A 16101-nucleotide genomic window follows, 5' to 3' on the forward strand; every position below is an offset into this window, starting at 1 on the left:
GCAGTCTTAACAGACTGCTTATTTTTTTCCTTTTATTAACATATTCCCACTATATAACCTGATAACATAATATATAATAAATATATAAGACAGCAGAGAGTTAAGCATATCTAAAAAAATAAGAAAGTACTATATTTATTCAAGGTCATTCATTAGCTGCCGGAAAGCTCCATAATATCCTTAAGCTTTGAAGTAGATGGTTCATCTATATAAAGATAGCTGCCCGCCAGAACTATAGCTTTTTTGGTATTGTCGCTTATCCACAGAGGATATGTATCTCTAGAGCCATCGTAATAATTCAATATTATTTTATATTGAGATTTTTTATCCGGTTCCTTTGCTTTTTCATGATTTTCTCCTATCAAAAAGGATTTTATAAAATTTATATCAGAAGGCTGTCTGAAATACCAGTGTTTTAATATAGAGGTTTCTCTATAGGAATTAAACTGATAAATTTCTACAGTTTCTATTTCCGATTCTGGTGATTTTCTTTGAGCCGCGGCTTTTATATCCGTTGTATCCAGTATATCAAAAGAAAGAGGCGCCTTCTGGGTAATAATATATAAAAATGCTGCAGCTAAAAATAAAAAAAGATATATCTTAAGACTGCTGTGCTTTTTTGATGAATAATTAATTTTCAAAAACGACACCCCCAATAATTTATAAATAATGTAATTATAATTATTTTAATATAAAATTCCATAATTTGGAAGATATTCTTGAAAATAAGTTATTTTTTAATATTAATATTATTAGGAGTGATTTATTTGAATTTAACGGAAGAGAAGGTTTGTGAGCTTTGTGAAAGAAAAGGCGTTGAAACTACAGTACACCATCTTGTCCCTAAAGAAGAAGGGGGGAGAAATATGGCTACTGTAAATCTGTGTATACCCTGCCACAGACAAATACATGCATTATATTCTAACAGAGATTTAGGCTTAAGACTTAATACTCTGGAAAAGCTCAAAAAGGATGAAAAGATATCACGATATTTACACTGGATCAAAAAGCAGAACAACGAAAACATAATAAGAATAAAGAACTCCAGAGAAAGAAGGATGAAAAAGTAGTGTTTATAAAATCATAAATCTTCCTGTTATAAAATTCTCCTTTGATGTAATCAATGTATAAAGACTTAGGTAATATTTTTCGGAAATTATTGACTACAATTAGTATATATGGAAGAATAGGGTAAGGGGGATGATTTTTATGTTTAGAAAGAAATATATATTGGTTTTTGTTTTAATTTTCATTTTATCATGCATTTTTCTTTATTTTACAAATCGCAGATGGATAAATGAAAGAAAAACCTCCGTGTCCTATTTTTCCGGTGAGTTAAGAAAAGAATATAAGGATTATTTTGATACTTATAATCAATACTATAATAATGCCAGTTATATAATGTATCGGAACTACGACAAGTTAAGCCCTGAAAAGATGGTTGCTTTAAATGTTCTCGGTTTTTCTATAAGTTTAAAAGATAATGGTATAGATGATCGTATTATAGAAAGAGAGATTAATAACTATTTAAAGGCTGTGGGAAAAGACTCTGATGAAAATGCTTATATATATTACAAGGAAAAGGTAACAGAAAATATAAATGAAATTTTAAATAAATATGAACCTCGCCGCAAAAAATCTATGAGAGATCCTTTTGTGCATATAGGTTTGAAAAGTTTGTCTAATGCCTTTCTTATATCCGTTCTTTATTCAGTTTTTCAGAAAAAAAGCAGCTAAAGAAACTTATGGCGAATTTAGATTAATTAAATATAACTTTATTAAGACAAAAATAAATAACCAGGACTTAGTTCTGGTTATTTATATGGAGTTTTTATTATAGATTTATTCACCTATAATTTTTTTTACCTCATTTAATTCCTGAGATATTTTGTTTAATGTCTCTAATCTTTTCTGCTGCATGGAAATTTTGCTGTCTAAGTCCTTCATAATAGCTTCTGCATCCTTTTTCTCATCTTTCTTTTCTCTGGGCTCTTTTTTCATTTCCTCATGATCCTTTTTCAAAGAGTCTCTAAGCTCTTTTATGGAAGCCATTCTATCTTTAAGCAATTTCTGCTGCTCCTCTGATAAACCTTTATCCCTGGAAGATAAATTTTCTAAACGGGAATTTATTTCTTTTTGTAAAGCCTCCACTTCCTCATGCTTAGCCTTAATTAATTCTTTGTTTTTCTTTACTATTTCAAGCTTGGTATCTCTTTTCTCCTTTTCTGAAGGATTGAGAGTAGGTTTTTCAGATTTTTTTTCCTTTTCTTTTTCCTCTTTAAGATTTTCTTTTCTATGATTTTCTTCACATTTTTCTTCCTCACAGTTCTTGTGAGGGCTATTATCCTCAACCATTAAACTGATACAGGAGCTTATATCCTTAACTTCGTAATTTTTAGCAGAGACCAGCGCTGGAGAAGAAGCGGAAACAATTATTCCAGCTGAAATAAAAAAAGTTAAAAGCTTTTTATTCATATTTTGAAACCTCCTTAATAGTTATATTTTTAATATACCTTTTCTGAATAGAATTATACTCATTAGGTTCTCCTATTATAGTTATTACATAAAAATATTAATCATTTTTTATTTTTAGCCCGATGTTTAATAGATTAAGTTCAAAAATAAAACTTTTTCCAAATATATTTATTTCTTGTAATATTGATTAAAGTATTTTAATTATCTTTAAGAATCTTTAATTATCTTTGAATATCTTAATATATCTTTTTAAATTAGACTTTGACTTTCTTTGACCTTAATTTTATAATTATAACTGTAATAAGGATTAGATAAAAAATAACAAACAAATATAAATTATTAAGGAGGTTTTGCATATGTTTGAAATGGTTCCTTGGAGAAAAAATAATTCTATGCAGAGAAGAGGTGACATCTTCGAGCAGATGGTAAACAGCTTTTTTAATGATGATTTTTTTGCACCAATGACTTTGAGTAAAAGTAACTTTTCAGTAGATTTAAAGGAAACTGAAAAAGAATATATAGTAGAAGCGGATTTACCAGGAGTAGAAAAGGAGAATATTCAATTAGACTATAATAACGGATACTTAAATATTTCAGCTAAAAGAGACAACTTTACAGAGGACAAAGGAGATAATTACGTAAGGCAGGAAAGAAGCTATGGAGAGCTTAAAAGATGCTTCTACATTGACAATATAGAAGAGGAAAAAATCGAAGCAAGCTTCAACAATGGTGTCCTTAATATTAAGCTTCCTAAGCTGGAGGATGAACAAAACAAAGGCAGAAAAATAGATATTAATTAGTTATTAGTTATATATCACTTAAGGAAGCTTGGAAGGCTGATAATAAATATGAATCCTCTAAATCTCCTAAATCCCCTAATTAGTATTCAGCATAAGCTTAAAAGAAACCCTTATTTATTAGCTAAGGTGCGATAACGAAGTATTTATGTAAGGTGGCGATACAGCGTATAGCTGTGCCGCCGCTTTTGCGTTTATCAAGCTGTTTTCTTTCTTCATTTTCATCAAACCCTTTCTTAAATTTGTTTTGTTGTTTACAGAGGTCTTAGGATACATCCTAACGAGGTATTTGTAGACGGAGGGGTACAAATACACTGCTCGCTAATTCTAAGCAATGTAACGCAAAAGAATTTATTCCTCTACTTGTTTGAACTGTGAGAGGAAAAATATAAGGCTTTTTAATAATATTGTTTTACAGAATAGAAAAATCTCTCCTATGGAGCTTTCATTTACTCGAAAAGAGAGAAAATTATGGGTGTTGGGAAAATGATAGTGTATGATATAAATCCATATTTATTGTGGTATTCAAATTCTGATTTTTTGTTCTTTTTCGCATTCTTCCAAGCTAAAAATCATTCCATCTTCATAACCTTTTCAAATCTAAACATTCCATCAAAGTCGTCACCTTTACTACTATCTGAATCATTTGGATCCTTATGATGTGAATTAAAGAATTCTACGATATGAAACCCACATCGGTTCACATAGAAGTGAATATTTCTCTTTTCAAAATATGGCGTACAGGTTTCCCATACAGCAACTTCAGGATACATTTTTTCAACAGTACACCATGCTGCATAACCGATACCTCTGCTGTGAGCATTAGGAGATACAAAGAGAAGTTCTAATTCACCATGATTATTTTCCACCTTAAGTACCAATCCGCCGACTTTTTTTCTATCTGCAACGATATGATAGGCTTCGCCTTCATCTATGGATTGTTCAATGGTTTCTCGAGAAATGATTTCTCCATCATCTTCAAAGTGATTATACCTAAGCCCAAATTCCTCCATTGCACCATAGCGGAAAGCCTCCTGATTATCTAAAACAAACTGATTTCTATCTTCATTCTCAAGTGGTATTAATTTGATCTCTGTCATATAATTTCTTCCTTCAGATTCAAGTTATTGAATAACACTACATTCAAACAAAAACATTTCGCACTTATCATCAATCGCAATATCTTTAAAGAAAGATGAGTAAGTTTTTATGTTTGTAAAACCTATTTCTTTTAAATACTGTTCCATTTCTCCAAATTTATATAGATGTATTTGAAAATCCATAGATTCGCTTTGTAATAGTTCTGTTCCATTATAAAGTTCGTATATTCCCGGCATAAATTGTGTTTGACTTTGTTCATCGTAATAATTCTTACTTTTTAATATAAGATCAAATCCATCTTTTGTTTTTACCGAAACAGTTTCTTTGTAACCATCATCATCTATACACCTATCACCCATTGTTTCAACAGCGAATACAAATTTACCTTTCGGAGTTAACATTTCTTTTATTTTTGCTAAGATTTGCTTGCATAATTTTATGTCGGTAAATAATGAAACTGAACCAGAAGAAATAAATATATAGTCAAATTTTTCAATAGGCGAATACTCTAAAATATCTGTTTGAATTACCTTTGCATCAGGAGCTTTTTGTTTCAACTTATGCAACATTTCGCTAGATAAATCCATTCCATAAATATCAAAACCACGCTCTATAAACGGAACAAGGAAGCGTCCACTGCCACACAAGGCTTCCAAAATTTTTTTGTCTTTTTCTGCATAAGAGATATAAAAATCCAATTCGTCCTGCGGAGCTTTCTCGTGTAAAATTTCGTACATTTCAGTACATAAATTACCATAATAATTTTGTCTAAGTTCACTCATCGTTTATCACTCCTCAAATTCTAATTAATTATCTGATAGATTACTTCTTGTTTGGATCATCTTCGTTATAAGACTTCTTGCTTTTATTTTGTTTACTTGCACCAAAACAAAGGAAAGCAGAACCCAAACACAACCAAATCACACCAGACGAAAACCCTGAATTAAAATCTATTTGCATTATCGTCTAAATACACTCTCGAATTTCCCTGTTGAAAAATTTCTTTAGGCAGAATTTCTTTATATAACTTTCTAATTATTCTTTTGGTGTTATTGTCTGGGTTCATAATTTTATCTCACTTTCAAATCGAAATTTATCTAAGTATATTTAAAAATATTCTATCACTTTACCCTGGTAAGTTCTACATTTTAGACCAAAATGTCCCGTATATATTGAGAAAAGGATAATACTTTCTATCGTAACGCTTTAAGGCATTAAAAAGACGATTCCGAGCCGTTTTAAGAACATAAAATATGGTGGGTAAAGGATTAACCCTACCCACCACGATTTTTAGATTATAAGCGTGACATTCGGTTAGTTATAAATCAGTTCAGCGTTTACGATTGCCCTTGCCCTTGCCTGTATCTAGTTCATTCTGCCTATCCAAAGCATACCATTTTCTGTTTTGAGTTGTTTGGTAACATTTCACTCTCTGCAATTTCCTTTACCAACCGAAGAAACATTTCATTCGCCTGATCATCAATATCGGCAATATAATTTTTTGATTTTTTTGAAAAAAGTCCTCAAGGTGCATATCTAGTTAGTGAAAGGAGTTGATAAATATGGCAGTAAATACATCATTAAGAGGCAATGCCATGATTCTTAAATTTAAAGTTGGGGTGGACAAAGAGGGAAAGGATATCTTTAAGACACAGAGATTTTCTAAGATAAAAGCTTCTGCTGCTGATGAAAGCATCTTTTCTGTAGGTATGGCTTTAGGAGCTTTATTAGACGCAGTAAGCTTTGAAGTCCTTAAAGAATCCGATTACCAGCTTATAGGACAGTAATCCTCAATTATCTAAAGGTTTCCCAAGGCTTAAAATTCCTTAAGGTCACTTAATAAGCCTAGAGAGAATGAACTCTAAATTATAAGGAGGCAGGAAAATGGAAAATAAAGTTTTAGTTATGACTTTTAAAAATCAACAGGGAAAAAAGATCAATATAAGGCTTGGCAATATAAAGCCAAACCTAACGGATGCTCAGGTTATGGAGGCGATGAATGCCGTAGTGGCAGGGAATATACTCTTGACCAACGGAGGAGATGTAGTGTCTAAAGAAGAGGCAGAAATGATAACCACAAATACCTCTCCTTTTACAATTCAATAATGAAAAAAATGGAAGCACCCCAGGGGTGCTTCCATTTTTTGAATATTATTAACGTATGATACATATTAATTTAATACAAAGGATTAGAAAAAGGATTGTTTTATGAAGAGGGGAAAAAGGCTTATTAAGTTCTTTTTAGGGACTTTTATATTTATTATAGGGGTTATGCTATTTTTCGGGGCAAGCTATGAAGCTCAGGGCATAACAAACAGAGCGCTGGGAGAGGGATGGATTCTTATATATAGCTATACGAAGAGTGAAAGCGGTTTTCGAATGGAATTCGGCTGGGGAATGGTTTTGATAATAATGCTTTTAAGCTTTACCCTTGAGAGGATTTTTATAAGATATTTTCCTATAGGAATTTTTAATCAGCTTATGGAAAAACCGAAGGAAATCAGGGAAATTAGAGAAATCAGCGAAATCAGGAAAAACAGTGTGAGCAGCGAAACAGAAAAGAATAAGACGGTATGAAATATTATGTTTCATACCGTCTTATTGCTGGTCTAGGAATACATATATGCTAAACAGTAAGCTGTCCCTTTCCTTTATGTTATTTTGGAAGGATAAGTTAACTCCATAATTACCGTAAGTAAAACAATAATTTTGGGAGGAATTATTTGTTTTAGAATAATTATCTGTATGATGCTTAAGCAGAGTGTTTATTTTGTTATGGAGTTCAGTATAATCTTCTTCAAGAAAGCATTGTAAGAAAATTTTTCTTAAGGTGATAAAATGCTCCTCTTCAATTTGCTGAAAAGGGATCAGCTGAGATAATTTCAAAGTAAGAGTTTTATTTCTGTACTTATTTATCTTTAAAGTATTGTTGAAATTAGAGTTATTTTTATCTGAAGAATAATTAAGCATTAATGCTGTTTCTACTAAACCGTTCTTTTCTAAGTTCTGAGAAAATTTGTGCTCAATAAGACCCGGTGCAGTTACAAGACTGTCAATTATAAAGTCATCATTTAAATTAAGGGTCTTAATGTTTCTTGGACTTTTTATATCCTTAAGCTTCTCAGCTTTTAAAGAGTAGATATCGTGGTTTTCTTCCGAGGGCTTTAAGTAATCAACAGTGGAGTTAACGGGCTCAAGAGATGAATCCTGGGAGATATCCTCTTTATAAACGGTATTTAAGCACACAGCATAAAAAGCTATAAAAAATGATAATGTTTTAATAAAATTTTTCATAAATTTCATTTATAAAACCTCTTTACCATAATATAAAGGTTTCTATTTAGAATTATTGACCTATTTACGGTATCTAATCATTAATTATGTAATTAATATATTTATATAGAATTTCATGGATAATAATGTTTAATATATGAAAATAGTTAATTAAAAATTAATCTTTAAGGGTAAAATGAGACTTTTATTTAATAAATTGATAAAAATATTGTGATATAATGTATTAAAACTTTTGGCCTCTCATTAAAAGGAAAAAACGGTATAATTTTGACTTAATCACAAGGGCCAGGCTGGATTTATATGATTTATTTAATAGATAAAGCTTTTATAAAATGTATTTAACTGGAGGTAAGAGAGTGGCTACGGAGAAATTAACTAAAACAAACAAAGCTAAGGATTCAGCAGATAAAAAGATCAAGGCAGAAAGCGTTGAAAAAGCTACTGCTAAAGGTGCTGCCTCGAAAAAAACAGAGGCTTCTAAAAAATCAAAAGCTGTGAAAGCACCTGTACAAAAAAAACAAGAATCAAAAACAGAAAAAACTCAGCAAAAATCTTCGGCAAAAAGGGAACCAAATCCGGTATTATCTGATTTCGATATATATCTCTTTCATGAAGGGCATAATTATGAAAGCTACAATTTTATGGGAGCTCATTATAAGAGCGAAAAGAGAAAAAAAGGCGTTAGATTTACTACTTGGGCACCTAGAGCTCAGGAGATTTTTGTTGTAGGAGATTTCAGCAATTGGAAGGAAGTCCCGGAGTATTCCATGGAAAAGGTCAACCCTCAGGGGATTTGGAGTAAATTCATACCTGGTATAAATCCAGGAGAACTCTACAAGTATGCTATAAAAGGTGCTGGAGGAAAAATAGTATTTAAATCTGATCCTTATGCTTTTCAGAGCGAATTAAGGCCAAACACCGCCTCGATAGTGGCGGAGCCTAAGAAATACAGGTGGGCTAATAGAAAATGGATAAATAAAAGAAATAAAACTAATGTATATAAAAGCCCTATGAACATATATGAGCTGCATTTAGGTTCATGGAAAAGAGATGCTCAGGGAGGGTTTTTAAATTATAGAGATATAGGCAGGCTGCTTGCGGACTATGTTAAGGAAATGGGATATACTCATGTGGAACTTATGCCGATTATGGAGCATCCCCTTGATACCTCCTGGGGTTACCAGATTACCGGTTACTATTCCGTTACCAGCAGATTTGGAACTGCTGAGGACTTTAAAGATATGGTAAACACCCTCCATAAGGAGAATATAGGAGTGATACTGGATTGGGTGCCGGGGCATTTTTGCAAGGACGAGCATGGTTTGTACAGATTTGACGGAGGAGCTGCCTATGAATATGAAGACCCGATAAAAGCTGAGAATGTAGGCTGGGGAGCTTCAAATTTTGACTTAGGAAAATCAGAGGTTAAAAGCTTTTTGATATCCAATGCCTTATATTGGTTTAGAGAATTTCATATAGACGGTTTAAGAGTGGATGCTGTGGCAAACATGCTTTACTTAGACTATGAAAATGAAGGAAAGCAGTGGAAGACCAATGAACATGGAGGAAGAGAAAATCTTCAGGCGGTGGAATTTATAAAAGAATTGAATACCGCGGTGTTTAAGGAGTTCCCTAATGCAGTGATGATCGCTGAAGAATCTACTTCCTGGCCCATGGTGACCAGACCTGTAGATAAAGGGGGACTGGGCTTTAACTTCAAATGGAATATGGGCTGGATGAATGACATGCTGAAGTATATAGAAATAGACCCGGTATACAGGAAGCATCATCACAATTTAATTACTTTTTCTATGATGTATGCTCATAATGAAAATTTTATACTGCCTCTATCTCACGATGAAGTAGTTCATGGAAAGAAATCCTTAATAGATAAAATGTGGGGAGATTACTGGAACAAGTTTGCAGGGCTCAGGGCTTTTGTTGCTTACATGTTTACCCATCCAGGCAAAAAGACCTTGTTTATGGGAAATGACTTTGCACAGTTCATCGAGTGGAGGTATTATGAGGAGCTTGAATGGAAGCTTATTGATGAATTTGAAATGCACAATAAAACCCAGTATTTTTTTAAAACCCTTAACGAATTTTATTTTGAAAGTAAGGCTCTTTGGGAGGAGGACTATAATCCAGAAGGCTTTAAATGGATAGATGCAGATAATTCTGATCAAAGCATCATAGCTTTTATGAGAAGAACAAAGAATCCTAAAGATACTCTTATTGTAGTGTCTAATTTCACATCAACAGTATATTATAACTATAAAATAGGAGTTCCTTATGCAGGAAAATACGAAGAAGCATTAAATACTGATGACAAAGCTTTTGGAGGATCCGGACAGAGTATAGACGGCCTTTTGTTTTCTGAGTCAGGAACCTGGCACAAACAAAAGCAGTTTATCAAAATAAAGGTTCCGCCAATGGCTACAGTTATATTTAAATTTAAAAATTAAAAAGCAAAAGGAGGAGTTATAATCATGAAAGTACTTTTTGCAGCTTCTGAAGCAGATCCTTTTATAAAAACCGGAGGATTAGGGGATGTAGCTTATGCTCTTCCCAAATATTTAAATGAGTTAGATGTAGATGCAAGAGTAGTTATACCAAAGTATAAAACCATATCTGAGGAATATCTCAAAGACCTTGAATTTGTAAAGAGCCTTAATATCTGGGTGGGCTGGAGAAACCAGTACTGCGGAATATTTAAATGCCAGGTGGGAAAGGTTACCTATTATTTAGTAGACAATGAATACTATTTTGCAAGAGACGGGCTTTATGGCTACTATGACGATGGAGAACGATTTGCTTTCTTTGACAGAGCGGTAATGGAAATGCTAAAGGAGATAAATTGGAAACCTGATGTTATTCACTGTAATGATTGGCAGACAGGCATGATTCCTGTACTGCATAAGCTTCAATACAAAAGCGATCCTTTTTATTCAGATATGAAATCTGCATACAGCATCCATAATCTTGCCTTCCAGGGAATTTACGATTCAAATATATTAGGTGAACTCTTTGGATGGGATGAAGAACAATTCAGAAACGGAGGCCTTGAATTTCATGGAGGAGTAAGCTTCATGAAAGGCGGAATAAACTATTCAGATAAGGTTGTCACTGTAAGCCCTACCTATGCAGAAGAAATAAAAACTCCTTTTTACGGAGAAAGGATGGACGGACTTTTGAGAAGCCAGGAGCATAAGCTTATGGGGATATTAAACGGCATAGATTATGATGCTTATAATCCGGAAACAGACAAACTAATATTTAAAAATTACAGCATATCCTCCATGAAGGATAAGAAAATAAATAAAAGCAGACTTCAAAAGGAGCTTAAGCTTCCTGTTAAAGCAAAGGTTCCTATGCTTGGATTAGTATCAAGACTTACTCCTCAAAAAGGTATAGATATATTGATAAGTATACTGGGCAGGATTCTGCAGGAGGATGTGCAGTTTGTTGTGTTAGGAACAGGAGATCAGGATTATGAAGAACACTTTAAAAATCTTCAAAGAAAATATCCTGATAAGGTATCTGCCAACATAAAATTTGATAATCAGGCGGCTCATAAGATATATGCGGCTTCAGATATATTCCTTATGCCTTCCCTATTTGAACCCTGTGGTTTGGGACAGCTTATTGCTTTAAGATATGGAGCTGTACCTGTAGTAAGAGAAACTGGAGGACTTAAAGACACTATAATCCCTTATAATCAATATACAAAGGAAGGTAACGGCTTCAGCTTTGAAAACTACAGCGCCCATGAGCTGGAAACTGTTATAAATATGGCACTTAATCATTATAAGGATAAAAAGACCTGGGAAGGAATTATGAGAAGCGCTATGAGCTCAGACAACAGCTGGGAAAGGTCCGCAGAGATATATAAAAAGCTGTATAAAGAATTGATTCAATAGCTATTAAATAACCTAGTGTCTGTCACGGGAGGGAAGTCCTAATGATAAATATAGATAAAAACACCTTTAAAAAAGACTACGAGAAAAAATTTATTGAAATGCATGGAAGCGAACTGTCTTTAGCCTCTCCACAAAGTAAATATGAAACCTTGGGGGCATTAATAAGGGATTATGTAGTGGAAATGTGGCTTAATACCACAAGACGCTATAATGAAAATCATGACAAGCAGGTTTATTATTTTTCCATGGAATTCCTATTGGGAAGACTTTTGGGAAATACACTTTTAAACTTAGGGATAAGAGATGTATGCAGGGATGCTTTGGATGAATTGAATATAGATTTAGATTCCCTTGAAGATTTGGAACAGGATCAAGGATTAGGCAACGGAGGACTTGGACGCTTAGCAGCATGTTTTTTAGATTCTATGGCATCTTTAGGAATTCCCGGAAACGGCTGCGGAATAAGATATAAATATGGATTTTTTGAACAAAAAATCATAGAAGGCTCTCAGGTGGAGGCACCTGATAACTGGCTGAGATCAGGTAACGTATGGGAGATAAGAAAGGCTGATAAAGTAGAAGTAGTTAAATTCGGAGGAGAAGTTAAGGTAGATAGTTTTAATGGAAGGATGAATTTTACTCATATAAACTATGAGTCTGTGCTGGCGGTGCCCTACGATACCCCTGTGGTGGGATATGAAAATGATGTGGTTAACACTCTGAGGCTTTGGAGTGCTGAACCTATATCCAATGAATTTGATTTTTCTTCTTTTTCAAGGGGAGAATTTTTAAAAGCCATTGAATATAAAAACTCTGTAGAAGCTATATCTCAGGTTTTATATCCCGAGGACAGCTTTTATGAAGGTAAAAGATTAAGGCTTAAGCAGCAGTACTTCTTCGTTTCTGCAGGAGTTCAAAGCATTATAAGGCATTATAAAAATAACGGTGGAAATCTTAAGAATTTCGATGAAAAAGTAGCAATTCATATAAATGATACCCATCCTACCCTTGTAATTCCGGAGCTCATGAGGATTTTAATGGATGAAGAGGGCTTTAGCTGGGAGGATGCCTGGAGGATAACAAAAAACACCTGTGCTTACACAAACCACACCATCCTTGCTGAAGCTTTGGAAAAATGGCCGGTGGATATGTTCAAAAACCTTCTGCCCAGGATATATATGATAATAGAAGAAATGAACAGGAGATTTTGTGAAAAGCTCTGGAATAAGTATATAGGCCAGTGGGATAAAATCCACAGAATGGCTGTAATTGCCGATGGTTATGTAAAGATGGCTCACCTTGCCATAATAGGAAGCCACAGCGTAAATGGAGTGGCAAAGCTTCATAGTGAAATACTTAAGAAGCAGGAGATGGCGGATTTCTATTACTATTATCCAAGAAAATTCAATAACAAAACCAATGGAATCACCCATAGAAGGTGGCTTTTAAAGTCTAATCCTCAGCTCACTGAACTTTTAAAGGAAACCATAGGAACGAGCTTTATAAAGCATCCCATGGATATGGAAAGCTTTGAAAGTTATGCGGACAAAGAACATGTTCAGGAAAGGCTTTATGAAATAAAAAGAAATAATAAGCTTAAGCTTGCGGAAGTCATTAAAAATAAGCAGGGGATAATCATAGACCCGGATTCTATATTCGATGTTCAGGTAAAGAGGATTCATGCATATAAGAGGCAGCTGCTTAATGCTCTTAGGATAATGAATATTTACAGCGATCTTTTAGAAAATCCTAATATGGACATAGTGCCTAGAACCTTTATATTTGCAGGCAAGGCAGCTCCGGGATATTTCCTGGCTAAAAAGACTATAGAGCTCATCACCTCTATAGCGGAAAAAATAAATAAAGACACCCTTATAAGAGATAAGATAAAGGTAGTATTTTTAGAAAATTATAATGTTTCTCTGGCAGAGGATATAATCCCTGCTGCAGATTTAAGCGAACAGATATCCACCACCACCAAGGAAGCCTCAGGAACCTCAAATATGAAGTTTATGATGAACGGAGCCCTTACCATGGCCACCTTAGATGGTGCCAATATAGAGATAAGGGATGAGGTGGGAGATGACAATATATTCATATTTGGTATGAATGAAAGGGAAGTGCTGGATTACTACAAAAATGGAGGCTACAATGCTTGGGAGGTATGCAACAGCGACTCAAGGCTTAGGCGTATTACCAATGATCTCATAAATGGACAATATTCCTCTGACAGAGAAAAATTTAAACCTCTATATGAGCATCTTTTAACCTATAATGATGAATTTTTCGTATTAAAGGATTTTGATTCCTATATAAAGGCTCATGAAAGAGTGGATAAAGCATATAGGGACAAACATTTGTGGCAGAAGATGGCTGCAATTAATATCGCCCACTCGGGAATATTCTCCAGCGACAGAACCATCTACGAATATGCTACAGCAATATGGGGATCCAGCTTCCTATATAAGAATTTATAACTTATCAGATAAAATGTCACTTGTCAGGTGCCTGGCACCTGGATTTTACTTCCAGGTGCCAGGCACCTGACAAGTGACAAAATATTTAAGAGGCAGGTGATATAGAGATGGATAAACTTTATGCTTTTCATGATTCCCAGAATTAAAATTACAGAACTCCCTTTGGAGCGGTAAAGCCGGGGACGGAAGTTACTATAAAGTTAGAAGGAGAGGAAAATGACAAGGCAACACTGGAGATTATACACTTTGATGGCAGCCGCCTTAGCGTACCCATGGAGGAGCAGAAGACAGAAAAGGGTAGTGAAAGACATATGTATAGCGCTTCCTTTAAAACGGACACTCCGGGATTGATAAATTATTTCTTTACCATAAAAAGAGGTGAAACAACCTTCTATTATGGCAATAACCTTGAAAAGTACGGAGGAGAGGGAGATATTTATAAAGAAGATCCGAAGCTTTATCAGATCACTGTTTATAAAGATTTTGAATCTCCTAAGTGGTACAAAGAGGGCATAACCTATCAGATATTTGTAGACAGGTATTGTAACGGAAATAAGGATGGAAGATTAAATAATACTAAAGAAAACAGCTTTATATATGGAAATTGGTATGACGAGCCAATGTATATTAAAGATTCTCAAGGAGAGATAGTAAGATGGGATTTTTTTGGAGGAAATCTTCAGGGGATAATAAATAAGCTTCCTGAAATTAAGAAGCTTGGCGTTACTGCTATATATCTTAATCCTGTCTTCGAAGCGGCAAGCAATCATAAATATGATGCAGCGGATTATAAAAAGATAGATCCAATGTTTGGAGATGAAGAAACATTCAAGGAGCTGTGTCAAAAAGCCCTTGAATTAGGTATCCATGTGATTTTGGACGGAGTATTCAGCCATACCGGTGCAGACAGCATATATTTTAATAAGTATGGCAATTATCCCGGACTTGGAGCTTATCAATCCAAGGAATGCCCTTACTATCCTTGGTATAAATTTAAAGAACATCCTGATGACTACGATTCCTGGTGGGGCTTTAAAAATCATCCTAATGTTAATGAATTGAATGAAGGTTATATAAATTTTATAATTCATGATGAAGATTCCGTTATAAGTAAATGGATGAAGCTTGGAGCTGCTGGTTGGAGGCTGGATGTGGCAGATGAGCTTCCTGATGAATTTATAAAGGCTTTTAAGGAAAAGATGAAATCCCTTAAGGAGGATTCCATACTCATAGGAGAGGTTTGGGAGGATGCCTCCAAAAAGGTTGCTTATGATGTAAGGAGAAGGTATTTCTTTGGAGAAGAGCTTGACTCGGTAACCAACTATCCCTTTAAGGATTCTATACTAGGCTTTCTAAAAGGTGAGATAGAAGCTGAAGAGATTATAAGAAGGCTTATGAATCTTTATGAAAACTACCCTAAAGAAGCCTTTTATTCCCTGATGAATGTTATTGGAACCCATGATACAGAAAGAGCTCTTACAGCACTTCAAAAGGATGGAGAAGATAAGGCTCAGGGAGAAAAGAGGTTAAGGCTTGCTACCACTTTTCAAATGACCTTCCCGGGGGTACCCCTTATATATTATGGAGATGAGGCAGGGCTTATGGGAGGAACAGACCCTAAAAACCGAGCTGCATATCCATGGGGAAGAGAAAATAAAGAAATTTTAGGCTGGTATAAGAAAATTACTTCTATAAGAACCTCATATGAAGTTTTTAAAAAAGGTGACTTTAAGTTTTATAAAGTTGATAAAGATGTTTTATGCTTTGAAAGGAATTTTGAAGATACCACTGCTTTAGTTATTATAAACAGGGATTCTCAAGAAAAGGTAATAGAGATAAAAACACAGGACTCCAAAGAAGGAGCTGAGACACTAAAAGGTAAAGATGTATTTAGAAGCCTGATTTTAGAAGGGGAGAAGCTGCAGACTTCTGAGGGATTCTTGAAGACTTCAATTAAGCCTTTAAGCGCAGAAATTTATGTAAGAGAATAAAACCGCTAGTCACCGAATATGTTAATGTAAAGGACAAAGCTCATGA

The 16101-nt window shown here is 34.2% G+C and carries 15 protein-coding genes; 10 read left to right on the top strand and 5 right to left on the bottom strand.

Going from position 1 to position 16101, the window contains the following annotated elements:
• Nucleotides 1-152: 152 nt before the first annotated feature.
• A complete protein-coding gene (locus tag TA89_RS16135) occupies nucleotides 153-641 on the bottom strand; it encodes a hypothetical protein (protein WP_040214825.1) in 489 nt (162 codons plus the stop codon).
• A 126-nt stretch (nucleotides 642-767) separates the two neighbouring features.
• On the opposite strand from TA89_RS16135, the gene TA89_RS16140 reads away from it, so the two are divergent.
• Nucleotides 768-1070, top strand: a complete 303-nt coding sequence (locus tag TA89_RS16140; RefSeq protein WP_040214827.1) for an HNH endonuclease — start codon at nucleotides 768-770, stop codon at nucleotides 1068-1070.
• 139 nt (nucleotides 1071-1209) lie between these two features.
• Complete coding sequence (locus TA89_RS16145) at nucleotides 1210-1737, top strand: hypothetical protein (protein WP_040214828.1); 528 nt, start codon at nucleotides 1210-1212, stop codon at nucleotides 1735-1737.
• Between the two features lie 105 nt (nucleotides 1738-1842).
• Here the strand turns inward: TA89_RS16145 and TA89_RS16150 are convergent, their stop codons facing one another.
• Nucleotides 1843-2475: a hypothetical protein gene (locus tag TA89_RS16150; RefSeq protein WP_040214830.1), complete on the bottom strand. Its 633-nt coding sequence runs from the start codon at nucleotides 2473-2475 to the stop codon at nucleotides 1843-1845.
• Between the two features lie 356 nt (nucleotides 2476-2831).
• On the opposite strand from TA89_RS16150, the gene hsp18 reads away from it, so the two are divergent.
• Nucleotides 2832-3275 (top strand): heat shock protein Hsp18, encoded by a 444-nt coding sequence (gene hsp18 / locus TA89_RS16155; protein ID WP_040214831.1) that lies wholly within the window; start codon nucleotides 2832-2834, stop codon nucleotides 3273-3275.
• A gap of 569 nt (nucleotides 3276-3844) precedes the next feature.
• Here hsp18 and TA89_RS16160 read toward each other — a convergent pair.
• The gene (locus TA89_RS16160; RefSeq protein ID WP_040214833.1) at nucleotides 3845-4372 is read right to left on the bottom strand and encodes a GNAT family N-acetyltransferase; all 528 of its coding nucleotides are present in this window, start codon (nucleotides 4370-4372) and stop codon (nucleotides 3845-3847) included.
• A 24-nt stretch (nucleotides 4373-4396) separates the two neighbouring features.
• The gene (locus tag TA89_RS16165) at nucleotides 4397-5155 is read right to left on the bottom strand and encodes a class I SAM-dependent DNA methyltransferase (protein ID WP_040214834.1); all 759 of its coding nucleotides are present in this window, start codon (nucleotides 5153-5155) and stop codon (nucleotides 4397-4399) included.
• Between the two features lie 780 nt (nucleotides 5156-5935).
• On the opposite strand from TA89_RS16165, the gene TA89_RS16170 reads away from it, so the two are divergent.
• The 3 genes from TA89_RS16170 (at nucleotide 5936) to TA89_RS16180 (ending at nucleotide 6950) form a co-directional block, all read left to right on the top strand.
• Nucleotides 5936-6160 (top strand): DUF1659 domain-containing protein, encoded by a 225-nt coding sequence (locus TA89_RS16170; RefSeq protein WP_040214835.1) that lies wholly within the window; start codon nucleotides 5936-5938, stop codon nucleotides 6158-6160.
• A 97-nt stretch (nucleotides 6161-6257) separates the two neighbouring features.
• Nucleotides 6258-6479: a DUF2922 domain-containing protein gene (locus TA89_RS16175; RefSeq protein WP_040214837.1), complete on the top strand. Its 222-nt coding sequence runs from the start codon at nucleotides 6258-6260 to the stop codon at nucleotides 6477-6479.
• A 102-nt stretch (nucleotides 6480-6581) separates the two neighbouring features.
• Nucleotides 6582-6950 (top strand): hypothetical protein, encoded by a 369-nt coding sequence (locus tag TA89_RS16180; RefSeq protein WP_040214839.1) that lies wholly within the window; start codon nucleotides 6582-6584, stop codon nucleotides 6948-6950.
• A gap of 21 nt (nucleotides 6951-6971) precedes the next feature.
• Here the strand turns inward: TA89_RS16180 and TA89_RS16185 are convergent, their stop codons facing one another.
• Nucleotides 6972-7676 carry a hypothetical protein gene (locus TA89_RS16185; protein WP_040214841.1) on the bottom strand — a complete coding sequence of 235 codons (705 nt, stop codon included), beginning with the start codon at nucleotides 7674-7676 and terminating at the stop codon, nucleotides 6972-6974.
• A gap of 485 nt (nucleotides 7677-8161) precedes the next feature.
• Between TA89_RS16185 and glgB the strand changes: the two genes are divergently transcribed.
• The 4 genes from glgB (at nucleotide 8162) to TA89_RS16205 (ending at nucleotide 16055) form a co-directional block, all read left to right on the top strand.
• A complete protein-coding gene (glgB, locus tag TA89_RS16190) occupies nucleotides 8162-10132 on the top strand; it encodes a 1,4-alpha-glucan branching protein GlgB (protein ID WP_423219508.1) in 1971 nt (656 codons plus the stop codon).
• A 24-nt stretch (nucleotides 10133-10156) separates the two neighbouring features.
• Nucleotides 10157-11587 carry a glycogen synthase GlgA gene (gene glgA, locus TA89_RS16195; protein ID WP_040214843.1) on the top strand — a complete coding sequence of 477 codons (1431 nt, stop codon included), beginning with the start codon at nucleotides 10157-10159 and terminating at the stop codon, nucleotides 11585-11587.
• A gap of 41 nt (nucleotides 11588-11628) precedes the next feature.
• Nucleotides 11629-14064, top strand: a complete 2436-nt coding sequence (locus TA89_RS16200; RefSeq protein ID WP_040214844.1) for a glycogen/starch/alpha-glucan phosphorylase — start codon at nucleotides 11629-11631, stop codon at nucleotides 14062-14064.
• Nucleotides 14065-14336: 272 nt separating this feature from the next.
• Nucleotides 14337-16055 (top strand): glycoside hydrolase family 13 protein, encoded by a 1719-nt coding sequence (locus TA89_RS16205; RefSeq protein WP_242850176.1) that lies wholly within the window; start codon nucleotides 14337-14339, stop codon nucleotides 16053-16055.
• Nucleotides 16056-16101: the final 46 nt, after the last annotated feature.

This window comes from Clostridium polynesiense (assembly GCF_000820705.1).
GTDB lineage: Bacteria > Bacillota > Clostridia > Clostridiales > Clostridiaceae > Clostridium_AA > Clostridium_AA polynesiense.

What these genes read in the sequence shown, in the direction of transcription:
- TA89_RS16170 (WP_040214835.1), top strand. Translation starts at nt 5,936, where the DNA reads ATGGCAGTAAATACATCATTAAGAGGCAATGCCATGATTCTTAAATTT.
- glgA (WP_040214843.1), top strand. Translation starts at nt 10,157, where the DNA reads ATGAAAGTACTTTTTGCAGCTTCTGAAGCAGATCCTTTTATAAAAACC.
- hsp18 (WP_040214831.1), top strand. Translation starts at nt 2,832, where the DNA reads ATGTTTGAAATGGTTCCTTGGAGAAAAAATAATTCTATGCAGAGAAGA.
- TA89_RS16145 (WP_040214828.1), top strand. Translation starts at nt 1,210, where the DNA reads ATGTTTAGAAAGAAATATATATTGGTTTTTGTTTTAATTTTCATTTTA.
- TA89_RS16205 (WP_242850176.1), top strand. Translation starts at nt 14,337, where the DNA reads ATGGAGGAGCAGAAGACAGAAAAGGGTAGTGAAAGACATATGTATAGC.
- TA89_RS16165 (WP_040214834.1), bottom strand. Translation starts at nt 5,155, where the DNA reads ATGAGTGAACTTAGACAAAATTATTATGGTAATTTATGTACTGAAATG.
- TA89_RS16175 (WP_040214837.1), top strand. Translation starts at nt 6,258, where the DNA reads ATGGAAAATAAAGTTTTAGTTATGACTTTTAAAAATCAACAGGGAAAA.
- TA89_RS16150 (WP_040214830.1), bottom strand. Translation starts at nt 2,475, where the DNA reads ATGAATAAAAAGCTTTTAACTTTTTTTATTTCAGCTGGAATAATTGTT.
- TA89_RS16200 (WP_040214844.1), top strand. Translation starts at nt 11,629, where the DNA reads ATGATAAATATAGATAAAAACACCTTTAAAAAAGACTACGAGAAAAAA.
- TA89_RS16180 (WP_040214839.1), top strand. Translation starts at nt 6,582, where the DNA reads ATGAAGAGGGGAAAAAGGCTTATTAAGTTCTTTTTAGGGACTTTTATA.
- TA89_RS16185 (WP_040214841.1), bottom strand. Translation starts at nt 7,676, where the DNA reads ATGAAATTTATGAAAAATTTTATTAAAACATTATCATTTTTTATAGCT.
- TA89_RS16160 (WP_040214833.1), bottom strand. Translation starts at nt 4,372, where the DNA reads ATGACAGAGATCAAATTAATACCACTTGAGAATGAAGATAGAAATCAG.